General features: G+C 61.8%; 12 protein-coding genes. 11 read left to right on the forward strand and 1 reads right to left on the reverse strand.

Features of this window, described 5'->3' with window-relative positions; translation table 11 throughout:
• The first annotated feature begins 72 nt into the window (after positions 1 to 72).
• The 10 genes from SINAC_RS29140 (at position 73) to glnE (ending at position 14448) form a co-directional block, all read left to right on the forward strand.
• On the forward strand, positions 73 to 984 hold the full coding sequence (locus SINAC_RS29140) for a hypothetical protein (RefSeq protein WP_015249149.1): 912 nt from the start codon (positions 73 to 75) through the stop codon (positions 982 to 984).
• 178 nt (positions 985 to 1162) lie between these two features.
• Complete coding sequence (locus SINAC_RS29145; protein WP_015249150.1) at positions 1163 to 2116, forward strand: ABC transporter ATP-binding protein; 954 nt, start codon at positions 1163 to 1165, stop codon at positions 2114 to 2116.
• Positions 2117 to 2118: 2 nt separating this feature from the next.
• A complete protein-coding gene (locus tag SINAC_RS29150) occupies positions 2119 to 2883 on the forward strand; it encodes an ABC transporter permease subunit (RefSeq protein WP_015249151.1) in 765 nt (254 codons plus the stop codon).
• A 69-nt stretch (positions 2884 to 2952) separates the two neighbouring features.
• The gene (locus SINAC_RS29155; RefSeq protein WP_020466938.1) at positions 2953 to 4773 is read left to right on the forward strand and encodes a GldG family protein; all 1821 of its coding nucleotides are present in this window, start codon (positions 2953 to 2955) and stop codon (positions 4771 to 4773) included.
• An 84-nt stretch (positions 4774 to 4857) separates the two neighbouring features.
• The gene (locus tag SINAC_RS29160; RefSeq protein ID WP_015249153.1) at positions 4858 to 7236 is read left to right on the forward strand and encodes a DUF4340 domain-containing protein; all 2379 of its coding nucleotides are present in this window, start codon (positions 4858 to 4860) and stop codon (positions 7234 to 7236) included.
• Positions 7237 to 7398: 162 nt separating this feature from the next.
• Positions 7399 to 7968 (forward strand): peptide deformylase, encoded by a 570-nt coding sequence (def, locus tag SINAC_RS29165; RefSeq protein WP_015249154.1) that lies wholly within the window; start codon positions 7399 to 7401, stop codon positions 7966 to 7968.
• Between the two features lie 20 nt (positions 7969 to 7988).
• Positions 7989 to 8951 carry a methionyl-tRNA formyltransferase gene (gene fmt, locus SINAC_RS29170; protein WP_015249155.1) on the forward strand — a complete coding sequence of 321 codons (963 nt, stop codon included), beginning with the start codon at positions 7989 to 7991 and terminating at the stop codon, positions 8949 to 8951.
• Positions 8952 to 9101: 150 nt separating this feature from the next.
• On the forward strand, positions 9102 to 10529 hold the full coding sequence (gene miaB / locus SINAC_RS29175) for a tRNA (N6-isopentenyl adenosine(37)-C2)-methylthiotransferase MiaB (RefSeq protein WP_015249156.1): 1428 nt from the start codon (positions 9102 to 9104) through the stop codon (positions 10527 to 10529).
• A 10-nt stretch (positions 10530 to 10539) separates the two neighbouring features.
• On the forward strand, positions 10540 to 11271 hold the full coding sequence (locus SINAC_RS29180) for an SMI1/KNR4 family protein (RefSeq protein ID WP_015249157.1): 732 nt from the start codon (positions 10540 to 10542) through the stop codon (positions 11269 to 11271).
• Between the two features lie 24 nt (positions 11272 to 11295).
• Positions 11296 to 14448: a bifunctional [glutamate--ammonia ligase]-adenylyl-L-tyrosine phosphorylase/[glutamate--ammonia-ligase] adenylyltransferase gene (gene glnE, locus SINAC_RS29185; protein WP_015249158.1), complete on the forward strand. Its 3153-nt coding sequence runs from the start codon at positions 11296 to 11298 to the stop codon at positions 14446 to 14448.
• A gap of 12 nt (positions 14449 to 14460) precedes the next feature.
• On the opposite strand, the gene SINAC_RS29190 is transcribed toward glnE, so the two are convergent.
• Positions 14461 to 15423 carry a 2-hydroxyacid dehydrogenase gene (locus SINAC_RS29190; RefSeq protein ID WP_015249159.1) on the reverse strand — a complete coding sequence of 321 codons (963 nt, stop codon included), beginning with the start codon at positions 15421 to 15423 and terminating at the stop codon, positions 14461 to 14463.
• Between the two features lie 348 nt (positions 15424 to 15771).
• Between SINAC_RS29190 and SINAC_RS29195 the strand changes: the two genes are divergently transcribed.
• On the forward strand, positions 15772 to 16161 hold the full coding sequence (locus tag SINAC_RS29195; protein WP_015249160.1) for a hypothetical protein: 390 nt from the start codon (positions 15772 to 15774) through the stop codon (positions 16159 to 16161).
• The last annotated feature ends 182 nt before the right edge of the window (positions 16162 to 16343 follow it).

The raw sequence follows: 16343 nt of genomic DNA on the forward strand, positions 1-16343 counted from the left end.
TCACGTTGTCCACTCTGTCGGTTCACATTGGTGGAACACCGAAAAGATCCAAAATCAAGGAAGAATTTCGCCATGTTTTCGCTCTTACTCTTGATCCCGATTCTGGCTGCGGGGGCCGATTCCAAGGACGATGGGCCTCAAGCCACGAACTCCGTCTACCGCGCGCTCGTCGCGGAAGGATTCGAGATCGAAGGCAAGACATTCACCTTCCCTCCCCCCTTGCTTCACGACGGTCAAACGGCGGAGGTGCAGCGGGAGATCCTCCATAGTCTGCTTGAGTCCGAGCGTAAGGCCGCCGAGTTCCTTCGTGACTCCGTGTCCGCCCCATTCATTCTCAAATTGAAAGACGAGACGACCACCAACAGTCTCGTCCGTCGCGCGGATCTCTGGTTCGCCGTTCACGCGAGCTTAGACGATATCGACCTGGATGCCGTCTCCCGCAATTCCGCTGAGGCCAAACCCATCGAAGTGGGAAATATGCGTTTCGAGAGCAGACTGCTGGGAGCCAGCGAACTTGAAGCACGGGGGATCGCGGTTCCGAAGGCGGACGACCCAGCGAAAACGTTGTTTATCCACCAGACGGGACGTCTGCTCGACCGAATCCACGTGGAAGGGACCGACATGATGGTCGCCTCCCGCTCGGCCAACTCGTGGGTGATCGCCGCGCGGACCGACCGGCGGTTCGACAAGGACCCCAAAGCGGGGAACCGCTGGTGGCCGATCAGCCGACGTGGGAATGAGGAGCAGGCAGGGCCGGCTCATCCGTTCCCGGGGGGAGCGAGCTATGTGACGATCACTCGCCTCGCGTCCGACCCGAACGTGCTCGTGGCAGAAGCCCATTTTAGCTTCGCCGAGCCCCGTGCCTGGTTTGACGGAGCGCCCATCCTCCGTTCCAAGATCAGCCTGATCGCTCAGGACCAGATCCGCCAGCTTCGCCGTGACATTGCCAAACGAAAAGAACGCTCAAAAACAGCGAAGCCGTAAGGATGACGCCGCGCGAGCCAAGGTTGTTGCGCAGCGCTCGCATTGTGAGAATAAGAAAAGAAGAGGTCGGACGAGCCAGTCACAGATCCAACAGAAACGCGTCCCTTTGTTTGCGGGTCGGCACCGAGGCTGTGAACTGGTTCCCATTCGTTTTCCCCTCGAAGGCTTCCGTTCAACCATGATTCAAGTCGACCGGCTTACCAAACGTTACGGCTCGTTCAAGGCGGTGGACGGCATCACCTTCTCGGTCGGCCGGGGTGAAATCGTCGGCCTGCTCGGCCCTAACGGCGCGGGCAAGACGACGACGATGCGCGTGCTGACCACGTTCCTCGGCCCGACCAGCGGCCGGGCGACGCTCGCCGGGCACGACGTGCTCGACGAGCCCCTGGAAGTCCGTCGTCGGGTCGGCTACCTGCCCGAAAACGTACCGCTCTATCTCGAAATGCGCGTGCGCGAATACCTGCTCTATCGCGCCAAGCTCAAGGACGTCCCGCGTTCGCGGCGGCGGGCGGCAATCCACGAAGTCATCACGCGTTGCCGGCTTGGGGATGTAGAAGATCGTATTCTCGGCCACCTTTCCAAGGGCTTCCGCCAACGGGTGGGCCTGGCCGAGGCGATGGTCCACGACCCTGATATCCTGATCCTCGACGAACCGACCGCCGGCCTCGACCCGATCCAGATTCGCGAAGTTCGCGCCCTGATCCGCGAACTCGGAGACCGTCACACCATCCTGCTTTCGACACATATCATGTCGGAGGTCGAAGCGGTCTGCGGGCGAGTCATCATCATCGCGAAAGGGAAAATTGCCGTCGACGACCGGCTCGACCGTCTTCGGTCCGAGAGTTCGATCGTCCTCGAAGCGCGCGGGCCCGCCGACGCCATCAGACGCGGCCTCGAGAGCGTCCCGGGGGTCGAGCACGTCGTCCAAGCCAAGGTCGAAGGGGACTATGCCGCCTTCGAGATTCACACCAAAAATGGGTCCGATCTCCGCGAAGAACTTGCGCAACGGGTCCTCCAGAACGGCTGGCCGTTGCGTCAGCTCGATATCAGGCGCACCACCCTGGAAGACCGGTTCATTCAGGCCGTGACCCGCGAGACGATCTCCGCCGAAGCCGAACGCGAGGCCGTTTGACAATGCGACATATTCCGACCCTCGTCCGCCGGGAGCTTGGGGCTTATTTCCTGAGTCCGATGGCATTCCTGATCCTGCTCGCATTCCAGGTGATCGCCTGGTTCAACTTTTGGGAGCTCGTCGATGGGCTGAGCCGTCGTCAACAGTCGTTCTCCAGTCTGCGAGATCCGCTCAACAACTATCTCTCCCAGAGTATCCCCTTCTGGATCGGGCTTCTGGTCGCGATCCCGGCGCTGACGATGCGGCTGCTGGCTGAGGAGAAGCGGTCGGGGACAATCGAAACCTTGCTCACCGTGCCGGTGACCGAGACCGAGATCGTCGTGTCGAAATGGCTCGCGGGAGTGGTCATGTATGTCGTCCTCCTCTTGCCGTTCGCTGTCTACCTGCCCTTTCTGTACTACCAGGCCAAATTCTATTTCGACCCCGGCCCGCTTCTTTCCTTGAGCATCGGTTTGACCACGCTCGGGATGATGTTCGTGGCGATCGGTCTCTTCTTTAGCTCGCTCACGCGGAACCAGATTATCGCGGCGATCTGGACGTTCGCGATCCTCTTCTTGCTCGTGTTCATGACCCTCCTGCTCTACTTCTATGCCGCAGGACAACGCCTCGAGTGGGCCGAGGGGATCCGCTTCGTCGCAGTCCTGCTCCAAGTGCAGAGCTTCGGAATGGGGCGGCTCGACCTGAGATACGTAGCCCTTCACCTTTCGGTGAGCGTCTTCATGCTCTATCTCACGGTGAAGGTACTCGAGTTTCGTCGACTTGGTTAATCACCGAGAGCCGAGCGTGGTCGAATCAACAGCTGTGCCGAAGAGAAGGTTGAGGGAATGACACAAACGATGAGCGCTTTCCTGTCGAGGACCGAAGTCTGGGTATTCGCCCTGGCGACGGCGGCTTTTCTCACACTTTACTGGGCCTTTCGAGGGGCGCCGATCGGTCAGGCGGCCGACGACGAGGGGGCCGATGCGCCCCGGGCGTCTTACCGCGACCGAGTGATCGGGGCCGTAGTCGTCGGTCTGCTCCTGATCCTCGGGGGCGCCTATATCGCGCTTGCTCGGAGTCTGCTCTGGTCGATCCCTGTCTTCGCGATTGGCTTCGGCCTGGTGTTGATCTTGATCGCGTTCAATCAGCGGTATCGCCACGCCAGTCCGGCCCTGCGTCGAACGATCGACCTCTCGAACACGGCACTCACCATCGCCTTGGTCGCCGGCATCCTGATCGTGATCAACGTCCTGGCATTTCGTTATGGCGGCCGCGCGATCGATTTGACCCGAGAACGGACGTTCTCACTCGAGTCGCTCACCAACAATCAACTGAAGTCGCTCGATCGCCCGGTGGTCTTCACACTGATCTCAGGTAAGAGTCCGCTCGCTGCGCTCCAGTCGGAACGGATTCAGCAGGTTCTTGACCTCTACAAGGCGGCCAATCCTGGCCGGATCCGTCTGGAGACGCTCGACCCTTACGCCGAGCCGGAGAAGTATGAGGCGATCTCCAAACGCGTCCCAGGGGTCGCGGTGACCCAGGGCGGAGGCGTCCTGATCGAATACGGCGCGGGGGAGAAGGCGACCCACGCCGTGGTCCGCACCAGTGAGCTGTTCGATCTGCCAGCGTCCGGGCGCGTCGAGGACCAAGCGGCGCTCTACGAGAGCACCTTCCACGGCGAGACCGTGATCACGTCGGCCCTGATCGCCCTCCGGGAGGGCAAGAAACCGAAAATCTACTTCACGACGGGTCATGGAGAGCCTTCCATCAACGAGACCCGTCCCCGAGAGCCAGGGATCGGCGTCTGGCACTCCCGGCTCGCCGCCACGGGAGCTGACGTGGCGGAGCTTAACCTGATCGAAACAGAGATCCCGGCCGACACGTCGCTCCTGATCGTGGTCGGACCGAAGACCCCGTTCCGGACTGAGGAAGCGAGCAAGCTCAGAGGCTATCTCGACCGCGGCTCCCCCGCTCTCATGCTGCTCGGGAGCCAGGAAAAGACGGGCCTGGAGGAGTTGCTCCATTCGTACAATATCGACTTCGGTCGAGGCACGATCGTGGACCGTCGGCTGAGTGCTCCAGGGCGGCCCCAGTTCGTCTACGTGCCCATGACACCCGCTTTGCGCCATCCCATCGTCGACCCACTCATCAGTCGGTTCGTGCTGATGCCCTCCTCCTCACCGATCCGGATCCTCGGTTTTGGCGGTAGCGCTCCGGTCAACATGAAGGTCAGGGGAACCCCCCTGCTCCGCACGAGCAACTTTTCCTGGGCGGAATCCGACCTCTCCAAGCGGCCGGTGGAGTTCGACCAAGGGCCCGACGAGAAGGGTCCGTTGACGGTAGGGGTGGCGGTCTACGACACGCCGCCGAAGGCCGAAGGGAAGCAAGCCGAGGGGAAACAAGAAGGGGAGCCTCGGCTCGTCCTGTTCTCCTCACCGACGATGGCCGACAACGACCTGATCCAGGAGGAGCCGACCAATCAGGATTTGCTGATGAACGCGATTGCCTGGCTGCGCGGGCGCCCCGACTTGCAGGGGATCGCCCCAAGAACTCATGTCTCGATGACCTTGCTGGCCGATCCGGTCCTTCGCTTCCGGCTCATCATGGTTCCGACCGTCATGGCCGTCCTCCTCGTGATCGGCCTCGGGATTTCCACCTATGTCGCACGACGTGAGTGACCCCATCCTCGAGCGAACCTCCGGGGCGCGTCCCTCCAGCGAGTATGGTTTCACGGACAGAACACGTTAAAACGGCTTGATATCATGAAGAAGCATCACACCACGCTCCTGCTCCTCACCCTGTTCTTCACCGGCCTGTTCGTCCTCTGGTGGGCGAGCTACGTCGAGGTCCCGACCTCCCAGGAACTGGCGGCGAGCCAGCACCTCGTCTTACCCCAACTCGCGAAAACGGCGCTCGGCGAGATTCGCAGGCTCACGATCGAGCAGGCTCCCCCGGGCGACGATCCGAACGAACAGACGCCGGTTCGACTCGTCTTCGAGCGCCAGGGAGACGCCTGGCAGATGATCGAACCCATGAACGTCAGGGCGGAGACCGCCCGGCTCGAAGTGCTGGCGCAGAACCTCAAGAATCTGACCAAGTCCACGGAAGCCGGGACGATCCAAGGACCAGGGGCAAAGTACGGGCTCGATCCCGCCGGAGTTTCAATCCAGGCGTTTGGCAAAAACCTCGAGACCCCCATCGCCTCGCTCCAGATCGGCAAGACCTTCGGGGATCGGCTCTACGTTCGCCCGAACAGTACGACGTCAGGGATCGAGGTGGTCGATTCCCGACTCATTCAAGGGCTCGACCAGCCGCCGACGGCCTGGCGCGAAAAGGCCCTTTTCAACCTCGCCACCTTCCAGGTTGGTGGAATCAGGGTCACCGGCCCCGGCCGCAACCTGAGTGCGGAGCGGCTCGGAGGACGTTGGCGGCTGCTGCAACCCTTCCCCACACTTGGGGACGACCACAAGATGGAAGAGATCCTGGGCGAGCTGACCTCGCTCCGGGTCGCCAACGGCGACGCCGGATTCGTGGCCGATAACGTCAGCGACCTCGTCCCGTATGGGCTCGACAAGGACCATGGGGTTCTGGTCGAACTGTACCCCGTCTTGAGCCAATTGAAGCCGCAAGTCATCCTCATCGGCAAGCCGGTGCCCGACCAGGACGGCAAATACTACGCCTTGCAGGGGGGACAGGATGACGTGGTGATCATCAGCGGCCAAGAATTGAGCACCCTCGGTGTCGATCCAAACGCGATCCGAAGTGCCAAGGTGGCCGACTTCGAGCCCGCGCAGGCCTCGTTCATTCGGATCGAGGCGCTCGGGCGAACCTTCGACATGGCTCGAACCGACAAAGGCTGGAGCATCGTTCATCCGATCCACGGTCCGGCCGATCACGAGTTGGTGGTTTCTTTGCTTTCCAAGCTCGACAAGCTGGAAACGAGCGAATTTTTCAGCCCGTCGAAGGTTTCGACGCCGGAGCTTAGCCCGCCCGCCATCTCCCTCAAGCTCTGGCAACTCAAGCGCGGCGAACGGCTCCCGGCGAACCCCGAAGAGAAGCCCACCGGCGACTTGAAGGTCAGCCTGAATCTAGGTCGTCACGATGTGCTCAGAAAAAGCGTCTATGCTCAAGTGGCCGGTGACTCAACGATCCTTGCTCTCCCCGATGCTTTCCTCGAAGCACTTCCGCAGAACGATCTCGCATTCCGCGAACGGAGCCTGATCAACCTCAGCCCCGGCCAGATCAGCCGCCTGACGGTCGTGCGAGACGGAACGACATTCGTCCTCGTCCCCGCGAAATCGGGGGATCCAAACCAGTGGCGAATGGAAAAACCGGTCGCCGCCCGCGCAGATACCGAGGCCATCACCAAGGCGCTCGTGATGCTGACCGGCCTTCGCGCCCAACGCCTCATCACCGATCAGCAGGTCGATCCCAGGACGTTTGGACTCGACGCCCCGAACATGATCATCACCTGGACCACTCCTTCGAGTGAAAAGAAGGACTCCAGCGACGACAAGGTGTCGACGCAATCCCTGACGATCGGCGGTCGGGTTCCCAAGTCCGAGTCCTGGTACGCTCGGCTTTCGGGCAACCCGCTGATCTTCACGCTAGGTGACGACGTCATACTCCCGTTCCGGGCTGAGTTCCGAACCCGTCAGATCCTTTCGTTCTCTCCAAAGCAGGTCGAGCGCCTGACGTTGCATTGGCCGGAGCGAACGGCGACCTTCGAGCACCATCCAACCCCGCGCGGAGGCGTCTTCGACTGGAATCTGGCTTCGGAAACGAAGTCGGGGCCGTTCGACCTGTCCCGAATCCATTCGCTGGCAAACGACCTCGCGAAGCTCAATACGCGCATGTTCATCCAGTACGAAGGCCCCTTCCCTGCCGCCTCGGGCCTTGCAACTCCCCAGCTCACCGTCGAGTACACCCTCAAAGGCGACGACACGAAGTACACGTTGCGGATCGGCAATCCCTTTGAGCAGGAGGAGTATTACGCCACGACTGCTTCAAAGGATGAAGGGATTGTCTTCGCTCTCGGCGGGACGGGGTGGGCCGACCTGATTCGCCTTGCGGGGGAGCGGAAATCACTCGAGCTGCCGGACGACGTGTTCGCCCCAGACGCTGCCCAAGAATCCCAGTAACCCGGCCAAGAATTCCAATAGGCGGGTATTTGATCGCCAGCCCGGCCGTTGGGAATTCCTTCCCAACGGCCCCGCCGGTTGAACCGGGTCGGGTTGGCGATTGGTTCGCTCCTTTCATACAATACGAGTGTTCTCACTGAACCCATGCACTGGAGAGTTCTCGTGTTGCGGATCGTTCCCTTTCCCCATCCTGCGCTGCGTTACGAGTCTCGACCAGTCGCCGAGATCAACGACGAACTTCGTGCGAATGTTCGTGAGATGTTCGAGCTGATGTACGACGCACGCGGGATCGGGCTGGCGGCGAATCAGGTGGCCCTCCCCTATCGCTTCTTCGTCTTGAACCTGACCGCCGACCCTGACCAGCCGGAGCAGGAACGGGTCTTCATCAATCCCGAGATCATCAAGCGGCACTCCTCCGTCGAGGACGAAGAAGGCTGTCTCAGCTTCCCCGGTCTCTATGCCAAGGTGCGTCGCGCCAAGCGGATCAAGGTCCGGTGGTTCGACCTGGACGGGAATACGCAGGAGATCGACGCCGAAGAGCTCGAGAGCCGCGCCATCCAGCACGAGACGGACCACCTGTCGGGCCGCCTGTTCATCGACATGCTCAGTCCGCTGACGCGCAACTCGTTAAACGGCAAGATTCGCGAATTCGAAACCAAATTTCGCCGAGCTCAAGCTGAGGGTGAGTACCCGGCCGACGAAGAAATTCTCAGACAGCTCAACGCCCTTTGAATCGAGAGTGGTGAATCCCAATGCCGCAACCTTTGCGAATCATCATGCTCGGTACCGGCGACTTCGCGCTGCCGACCTTCGTCCACCTCTGTGAGACGAATCACAACGTCATCGCCTTGATCACCCAGCCGGATCGCCCGCAAGGGCGCAAGCAACTGATCATCCCGAGTCCCATCGCGTGTGCCGCCAAGGAACGGGGCATCCCGGTCCTTCAGCCCGAGAATGTGAACTCTCCTGAGTTTCTCGAGCAGCTCAAAGCCCTCAAACCGGATCTCTTGATCACGGCGGCTTACGGCCAGATCCTGTCGGCGGAACTGCTCACGATCCCGCCCCTCGGCGGGATCAACCTGCATGGGTCGATCCTTCCGGCTTACCGTGGCGCCTCACCGGTGGCAAGGGCCATCGAGAACGGTGATCTCGAGACCGGCGTAACCGTGATCCGGATGACGCCCAAGATCGACGCGGGGGGAATGATCGCAGTCGCCAAGACCCCCATCGCGCCTGACGAGACGGCCGGCGAGTTGGAAGAGCGGATCGCCGAACTCGGAGCGCCCCTGATCGCACAGTCCATCGCGGCGATCGAGGCGGGCACCGCAACGATCCTGCCCCAGGATAAGGCAAAGGTGACCCGAGCCCCCAAGCTCAAGAAGGACGACGGCCTCATCGATTGGTCGAAATCGGGCCTGGCGATCCACAACCTGGTCCGCGCCATGCAGCCTTGGCCAATCGCATCGACCTTCTGGAAACGGGCTTACGACCCGACCCGGGAGCCGCTCCGCCTGATCGTTCATAAGACTGAACCCGTCGTGGACCGCGACGGCGCCCCCGGCGTCGTTCTTGAAGCCTTCGGCGATCAGTTGGTGGTCGCTGGCAGCCAAGGCGCCGTACGCCTGATCACGGTTCAAGTCCCAGGAAAAAAACCGGCGCCCGTGGCCGCCTTCCTCAACGGGAATTGCGTCGTCCCGGGCGAACAATTGGGGTGAGCTTCAGCCAAAATTGACCGAGATCCAACCGTGGGACCGAGTTTCGGACATTTCCACGATCGGGAAAGCTTGGTACAATCGCCTGGCTCAAGGCAACCGTCGGAATGTCATCCCGTGCTTGCTCTGCGACGGGATCTGCAGGATTCACGTATGTCTGACGTAACGCCAAAAAGAAAAAAACTTTACATCGAAACCGTTGGCTGTCAGATGAATCTGCTCGACAGCGAGCTGGTGGTGGGAAAGCTCCGTAACGAGGGTTACGAGCTGACGGATGACATCGGCAAAGCCGACACGATTCTCTACAACACCTGCTCGGTTCGGCAGCACGCGGAAGACAAGATCTACAGCGCACTAGGGCGGATCAAACAGCTCAAGCAACTCAAACCCGAACTCACCATCGGGGTCCTCGGCTGCATGGCCCAGAAGGACCAGAAGCAGATCCTCAAGCGGGCCCCTCACGTCGACATCGTGGTCGGCCCCGGCCAACTGGCCCGGGTCCCCGAGTTGCTCGTGCTCGCCAAGGAGGAAGCAACGCCCCAGATGGCCGTGAGCCTCCCACGCACGGCGGGCTCGAACCTGACGGTGACCGCAAGCTTCGCCGAGTACGACCCGATTCGCGAACCGGCGATGCGACCGACTCCGTTCCAGGCGTTCGTCCGGATCATGATGGGCTGCGATAAGTTTTGCACCTACTGCATCGTCCCGTCGGTTCGCGGCCCCGAACAGAGCCGTCCCGCAGCCGTGATCGTGGATGAGGCCCGAGCGCTGGCCGACCAGGGGGTCAAGGAAATCACCCTGCTCGGACAGACAGTGAACAGTTATCGATCCGTCGACGCATCAGGCCGAACCTTTCGCCTTTCCGACCTGCTCGAACGCCTTCACGAGATCGAGGGGCTACAACGGATCAAGTTCATCACGAACTTCCCCAACGACATGACGGACGACCTGCTCCAGGCCGTCCGGGATCTGCCCAGAGTCTCCCGCTACTTGCACGTCCCTGCCCAGAGCGGTTGCGATGAAGTCTTGAAGCGGATGAAGCGAACCTATTCAGTCGCACTCTACGACGACATGCTCGACCGGATCCGCGAAACGGTGCCCGACGCGGCCGTCTCGAGCGATTTCATCGTCGGCTTCCCTGGTGAGTCCGAGGCATCGTTCGAGAAGTCAATGCGGCTCGTCGAACGGGGCCGGTTCAAAAACAGCTTCATCTTCAAATATAGCCCGCGCCAAGGGACGAAGGCCGACACCCTCTTCATTGATGATATTCCCGAAGAGGTCAAGAAGCGGCGGAACAACGACCTGCTCGTCCTCCAGACGGCGATCAGTCAGGAAGACAACCGACGCCTCATCGGCCAAAGCCTCGAGGTGCTCGTCGAAGGCCCGAGCAAGTCGTCAAAGGGGGTTGCGGCCGGCGAAATCGGCCAGCTCTCCGGCCGCTCGTCCTGCGATCGCATCGTCGTCTTCGAGGGGCACGAGCGGCTCGTGGGTCAGTTCGTGCCGGTGAGCATTGAGGATGCCAGCGGCGTCACCTTGTTCGGTCGAGTCGTCACCATGGACCTGGTTGCGCCTCGGGCGTGAGGGGGAGCGGATGGAGAGCCCGCTCAACGACCTGGTTGGTCGCTGGGTCGCATCGGTGGGAATCAATCCCAAGCTCGTGCCGGCGCCCATCAAGCTGGAGTCTCATTTCGGTCATGCCCCGGCCCCTTACCGTCCCGGTGCCGACCCTCAGCAAATCAATGGGTGGGAGCAACGCCATGGGTATCGGCTCCCCGAGGGACTGCGCGCCTGGCTCTTGCTCTCGAACGGCTTCTATCTTGATGGTCCCTTGATCCACCCGCTCTCCGCCATCGGCCCTATGGTTCCATTTGCGCGGGTGCCCGACCTGGTCGTGCAGCCGGAGAGTTGGTTTGAACTCGGCAACCCGAACGTGGAGACCGTCTGCATCGACCTCGCCTATCGTTGGCCAGGGGGGGATTTCCCGATCTTCACGTCAGGCGACGACCAGACGCATAGCCCACCTCGGATGATCGCAACAAGCTTCGACTCATGGTTCCTCGAGGTCCTGAGACGAGGGGGACGGGAGTACTGGTTCGACCCTGGCTTTTCTCCCCTGGGGGACCCCTGGGTCGAGCATCGCCGGCATACGCCCGTGCCCCCGCTTCCGGATCGGTTGCGCCCGTTAGCAGCGCACGTCCTGCCACTCATGCGTCCCGGCGCAGACGACCGCTCGATCGCCAGCTCCCTGGGAATCAGCCGTGGGGACGTCGAGGTTCTCTTCCGACATCTCCAGCATGGTTCGGCCAATTTTGCGGGACCATGATCCCTCCACGCTCGGTGAACGCTGATGAAGGAGACCCGATTTGCGAACTCCGAGTGGCAACTGAATTTCGTCAACCAGCCTGAGGCGGCGAAGCAGTGGCTAGCCAACCTTGGGGTCCGCGCCCCCGAGCGGGGCGTTCGCGACCTGCGCGACCTCAATGGCAAGTCGAACGATCCGGGGATCATGGCCCAACTCGTGAGGCAGTTCCACGGACTGCTTCCCGCTTGCCCCGATCCCGACATGGCGCTCACGAACCTGGAGCGCTATGTCTCAGCCTGCCCCGATCCCGACGCCACGCTCAAACTGCTCGCCGCCAACCCGCGGACGACCGAGATCCTCGTTCAACTCTTCAGCACGAGCCAGCACTTCAGCGAGTTGATGATCCGCGACCCCGGTCTCCTCGACTGGCTCCGTGGAGAGGCCGATCGTCGCGATCGCGATACGTTGATCGCCGACCTCTGGAACGACCTCGCGGCGGCTCGTAATGAGGAAAGCGAGCGGTTGATCATCCGCCAGTTCCGCCAGCGCGAGTTGCTCCGGATCGGATACAACGACATCATTCGGGGGATGCCGCTCGAGGTGGTGACCCTCGACCTCTCGCACCTGGCCGACGCCTGCGTCGAGACCGCCTGCCGTCTGGCTCGCCGCCGTGCTGAGTTCCGACACGGCCCCCCCTCCGGACAAGACGGCGAGACCGCCCGCTTCGTTGTCCTGGCTCTCGGCAAACTCGGCGGTGAGGAGCTCAACTACAGCTCGGACATCGACCTCATCTTCCTCTACGACGTCGAAGGACAGACAGACGGCCCCCGCGTCGTTTCCAATGCGGAGTTTTTCGCCAAAATGGGCGGGGACGTGGTCAGGATCCTGTCGGACCACACCTCGCTCGGCATCGCCTATCGGGTGGACATGCGCCTGCGGCCCGAAGGCGAGCAAGGGGCGCTCGCGCGTTCGCTCGCGGCCACGCTCGGTTACTACGAAACGTCCGGGCGGACCTGGGAGCGGCAAGCGCTGATCAAGTGCCGGCCCATCGCCGGCGACCTCGACCTCGGACGCGCCTTCATCGAGTCAATCACCCCGTTCGTCTATCGACGCTACCTCAGCGGCGCTGAGATCGGCGAGATCAAGGCGATGAAACGGAAGATCGAACAGCGCACCGTCTCGGCGGGCACCGCCTCGGTCGAGGTCAAGACAGGCCACGGCGGTATCCGCGACGTGGAGTTCGTCGTCCAATTCCTCCAACTCCTCCACGGCGGCTCCTACACCGACGTCCGCCATCCCAATACCCTCCAAGCGGTTTCTCAACTCGAAGTCGTCGGCTGCCTGACGGCCGAGGAGCGAGGCATCATGGAGGACACCTATCGCTTCCTCAGACGCGTCGAGCACCGGTTGCAGACCATGTTCGACCGCCAGACGCACGAAATGCCCCGAGGTCTCGACGAACAGCGAATCCTTGCCATTCGGATGGGATACCCCCTGGTCAGCGTCTGGGAAGATCGCACCGGACCCGCGCAGCGTTTCTTGACCGACTATCGCGCCAAAACCGAGCTCAATCGTAAAATTCTCAATCACTTGCTCCACGATGCGTTCCGCGATGATGACGGTGACGCCGCCGACCCCGTCGTCGACCTGGTCCTCGACCCCGATCCCGACCCTGGCCTTGTGACCCGGGCGCTGGGGAACTATCCGTTTCAAGATCGCCCGACCGCTTACCAGAACCTGATGGCCCTGGCCCGCGAGGATTTTCCGTTTCTCTCCCAGGCGCGATGCCGCCACTTTCTCGCCGCGATCGCGCCTCGCCTCCTCCAGGCGGTCAGCCAAGCCCCCGACCCCGATATGGCCCTCACGAATCTGGAGAAAGTCTCGGCATCACTGGGCGCCAAGGCGATTCTCTGGGAACTCTTCAACTTCAACCCGCCGACCCTCCGCCTCTTCGTCGAGCTCTGCGCGACCAGCCAGTTCCTCTCGGAAATTCTGATCAACAATCCAGGAATGATCGATGAGTTGATGGATTCCCTGGTGATCGACCGCCCCCAACCCGCACAGGCGATCAAGGCTGAGCTGGCCGAGCTCTGTCGAGGGGCCGAGGACCTTGCGCCGATCCTGCTGAGCTTCCGCAACAAGGAATGGCTCCGCATCGGCATCCGAGATATCCTCGGCCGCGAGCCGATCCGCGACGTCACTCGCGAACTGGCCGATGTCGCCGAGGCCATCGTCAACCAGGTGGCGCGCAACCGGTGGGAGCACCGAGCCGAGAAGTATGGCCTCCCTCACCGCGCTTCCGACGGTAAGCGCTCGCGGTGGGCGATCGTCGGGCTCGGAAAGCTTGGGGGACGCGAGCTGAACTATCACAGCGACCTCGACCTGGTCTTCCTTCACGAAGCGGACGGAGAGACTCGAGGAGGGTTCGAGTCGATCAGTAACGAGCAGTTCGTGAACGAGGTCGTCCGCCGAGTCCTCAAAGCGCTGGGGGGAGACACGTCGTCGGGTTCCCTCTATCATGTCGACACTCGACTCAGGCCCCATGGAACGTCGGGGCCGCTCGTCGTGACGTTAGCAGCCTTCCGTGACTACTTCCGGGATTCCGCCCAGCCGTGGGAACGGCTCGCCCTGACCCGTTCCCGGATCCTTTTCTCGAACGGGGGATTCGGAAGGGAAGTCCAGGAGGTGATCCAAGAGATCTCCGCTTCGACCACACTCGACCCGCACGCGTTCGCTCGCGAGGTCATGGCGATGCGTCGCAAGCTGGAAGAAGGGCGAGCGCGGAGTGATCTCAAGCGAGGGGCGGGTGGCCTCACGGATATCGAGTTCCTGGTTCAATACCTCCAAGTGGTCCACGCCGCGGATTTCCCTGAGATCACCCGGCCGAATCTCTGGGACGCCCTGGACGCACTCCGTCGCGCGGGGCTGATCAGCTCCGAGACGCACACCGACCTGCGCGAGGCCTACGATTTTCTTCGCACCGTCGAGAGTCGCCTCCGGATCGTCCATAACCGGAGCGCCCATGACCTTCCTGAGAAGGCCAAGGAACTGGCGAGGCTAGCACGTCGCCTGAACTACGCGTCCAACGACTCGACCGATTCGGCCCTGGCCTTCACCGCCGACGCCGACCGACATGCAGTCCGCACGCGTGCCCTGTTTCAGGAAGTGGTCGGGCGAGCAGCCGGGGAACTCGCTTAAGAACCAAGAGGCTCAGGTGACGGCCCGAGGAAGGGGTTCTCCACGCAATCCGGCGAGGAGGTTCGTCACCGACAGTTCGGCCATCCGGCGCCTGGTCTGGACCGTGGCGCTGCCGAGATGAGGCGTGATGATCACGTTGGAGAAGCCAAGGAGCGGGTGATCGCGCGGAAGCGGTTCCGGGTCGGTCACATCGAGCGCAGCGGCAGCGATCTCCCCCGTCTGCAAGGCCTCGACGAGATCGGCATTGCGAACAACCGAGCCTCGCGCAATATTCACGAGGATAGCCGAGCGCTTCATTTTCGCCAGGGCGACGGCATCGATCATCCCCCGCGTTTCCTCGGTCAGCGGGACCGTCAGCATGACGAAATCGGCCTCAGCGAGCAGTTCATCCAGGGACGCGAAGCGCACGCCAAGTTCCGTCTCGACATTCGGCCGGCGCGTTCGATTGTGGTAGAGGACCGTCATCTCAAACCCACGCGCCCGCTTGGCAACTTCGCGGCCGATGTTTCCCATGCCGATAATTCCGAGCGTTGAGCCGTGCACCTCGACGCCGAGCATGAAGCCAGGGTCGTAGACGGTAAACTCCGGAGACTGGGCGTAGCGATCTCCCTCGACCACCCGACGCGCGGCGGCAAGCAAGAGCCCGAACCCGAGATCGGCCGTCGCCCCTTCGAGAACGCCCGGCGTGTTGCCGACCGGGATCCCGCGCTGGCTCGCATCGGCCAGGTTAATGTGATCGACCCCGACTCCAAAGTTACTGATGACCTTCAAGCCGGGAAGGCGATCCATCATCGCCCCGTCCACCTGGGGGTGGCCGTACGTGTAGATTCCTTCGATTGGCTCAGAGCTCCCCTCAAGAGCAACCATCCAGGGAAGGACCTCGACAACACCTTGAAGCAATCCACCAATCGTGTCGTTGAGCGGCCCGTCGGCGACCACTCGGGGCCGCCGGATCGAATCAACGGGTTCAGCCATCAAATCTCTCTCAAGCTCGTGCGCCGATGGGACGGCAATGACAATTCGTGTTACCTGGCAATCTAACCTCCCTGGACCTGAAGTCACAAGCTCTGTCGGCAAACTTACAGCAGTCATCGAAGGCAACCCGGCTGGTCCGAGAGCGGCCGAGGATGAGACTCGGCAATGCTCGAAACGCGTCCGCGAAGCGAAGCCTCAGAGCCCATGAAAGAAGGTGTCTCGTCGGGTAGGCTTCTCACGGGCGAAGGGGACAAACCGATTCTCGCCACCATCTGGAACAATTCAGGATATCTGGCGTAGAATAGGTGCCTGTGATATGCATTGCCCTGAGAGGTCGAGGGCCAAAGCATGTGCAAAGCCAGAATTCATCCGCGCCTGCTGATCACGATTAGCGCCGCATTCTGCGTCATGGCGTGGCTGACGGACTACACCCTGTCTTCGAGCACTCCCCCAGATCAGAGAACGACAGCTACCGACCGGCTCCAGGTTTTGCCTCAGGGGGCAAACTGCCAGCGGACCAATCTCGAGCGGGTTGCGGACGAATCCAACGTTGCTGCCTGGGATGAAGATGACGAACGGGAGGAAGTCCGCGAGTCGATTCGTACGTGCCTGATCGTTGCCTTTGACCATCCCCCGTTGAAGGTTGTCGTTCACGGCTTGCTCATCTCCAACTGCGACTCGCGTGGCGACAGCCCCGGCGGACGTCGCGGTCCCCCTCCACGCATGCCGCCCGCCTAACATTTCCCGCCTTCAGTTACTCCTCGATCTCCTCACGGCCCTGGTATTGGTCCGCTGATCGCGAAGTCCACCTTCGCGTTAAGCCCCATCCTGGACGTGACGGACCATCGTCCACTTCTCCGGTCGCTCGTTTCCCGACCGGGCCCCCCTGCTCATTAATTCATGTCCTCACGCTTGCTGCG

Origin of the sequence: Singulisphaera acidiphila DSM 18658 (genome assembly GCF_000242455.2) — a bacterium.
Classification (GTDB): domain Bacteria; phylum Planctomycetota; class Planctomycetia; order Isosphaerales; family Isosphaeraceae; genus Singulisphaera; species Singulisphaera acidiphila.

Bases quoted from the DNA above. Each gene is read 5' to 3' on its own strand.
- glnE (WP_015249158.1), top strand. From the start codon at position 11,296: ATGAAGGAGACCCGATTTGCGAACTCCGAGTGGCAACTGAATTTCGTC.
- SINAC_RS29160 (WP_015249153.1), top strand. From the start codon at position 4,858: ATGAAGAAGCATCACACCACGCTCCTGCTCCTCACCCTGTTCTTCACC.
- SINAC_RS29140 (WP_015249149.1), top strand. From the start codon at position 73: ATGTTTTCGCTCTTACTCTTGATCCCGATTCTGGCTGCGGGGGCCGAT.
- SINAC_RS29150 (WP_015249151.1), top strand. From the start codon at position 2,119: ATGCGACATATTCCGACCCTCGTCCGCCGGGAGCTTGGGGCTTATTTC.
- SINAC_RS29155 (WP_020466938.1), top strand. From the start codon at position 2,953: ATGAGCGCTTTCCTGTCGAGGACCGAAGTCTGGGTATTCGCCCTGGCG.
- miaB (WP_015249156.1), top strand. From the start codon at position 9,102: ATGTCTGACGTAACGCCAAAAAGAAAAAAACTTTACATCGAAACCGTT.
- SINAC_RS29145 (WP_015249150.1), top strand. From the start codon at position 1,163: ATGATTCAAGTCGACCGGCTTACCAAACGTTACGGCTCGTTCAAGGCG.
- SINAC_RS29180 (WP_015249157.1), top strand. From the start codon at position 10,540: ATGGAGAGCCCGCTCAACGACCTGGTTGGTCGCTGGGTCGCATCGGTG.
- SINAC_RS29195 (WP_015249160.1), top strand. From the start codon at position 15,772: ATGTGCAAAGCCAGAATTCATCCGCGCCTGCTGATCACGATTAGCGCC.
- SINAC_RS29190 (WP_015249159.1), bottom strand. From the start codon at position 15,423: ATGGCTGAACCCGTTGATTCGATCCGGCGGCCCCGAGTGGTCGCCGAC.
- fmt (WP_015249155.1), top strand. From the start codon at position 7,989: ATGCCGCAACCTTTGCGAATCATCATGCTCGGTACCGGCGACTTCGCG.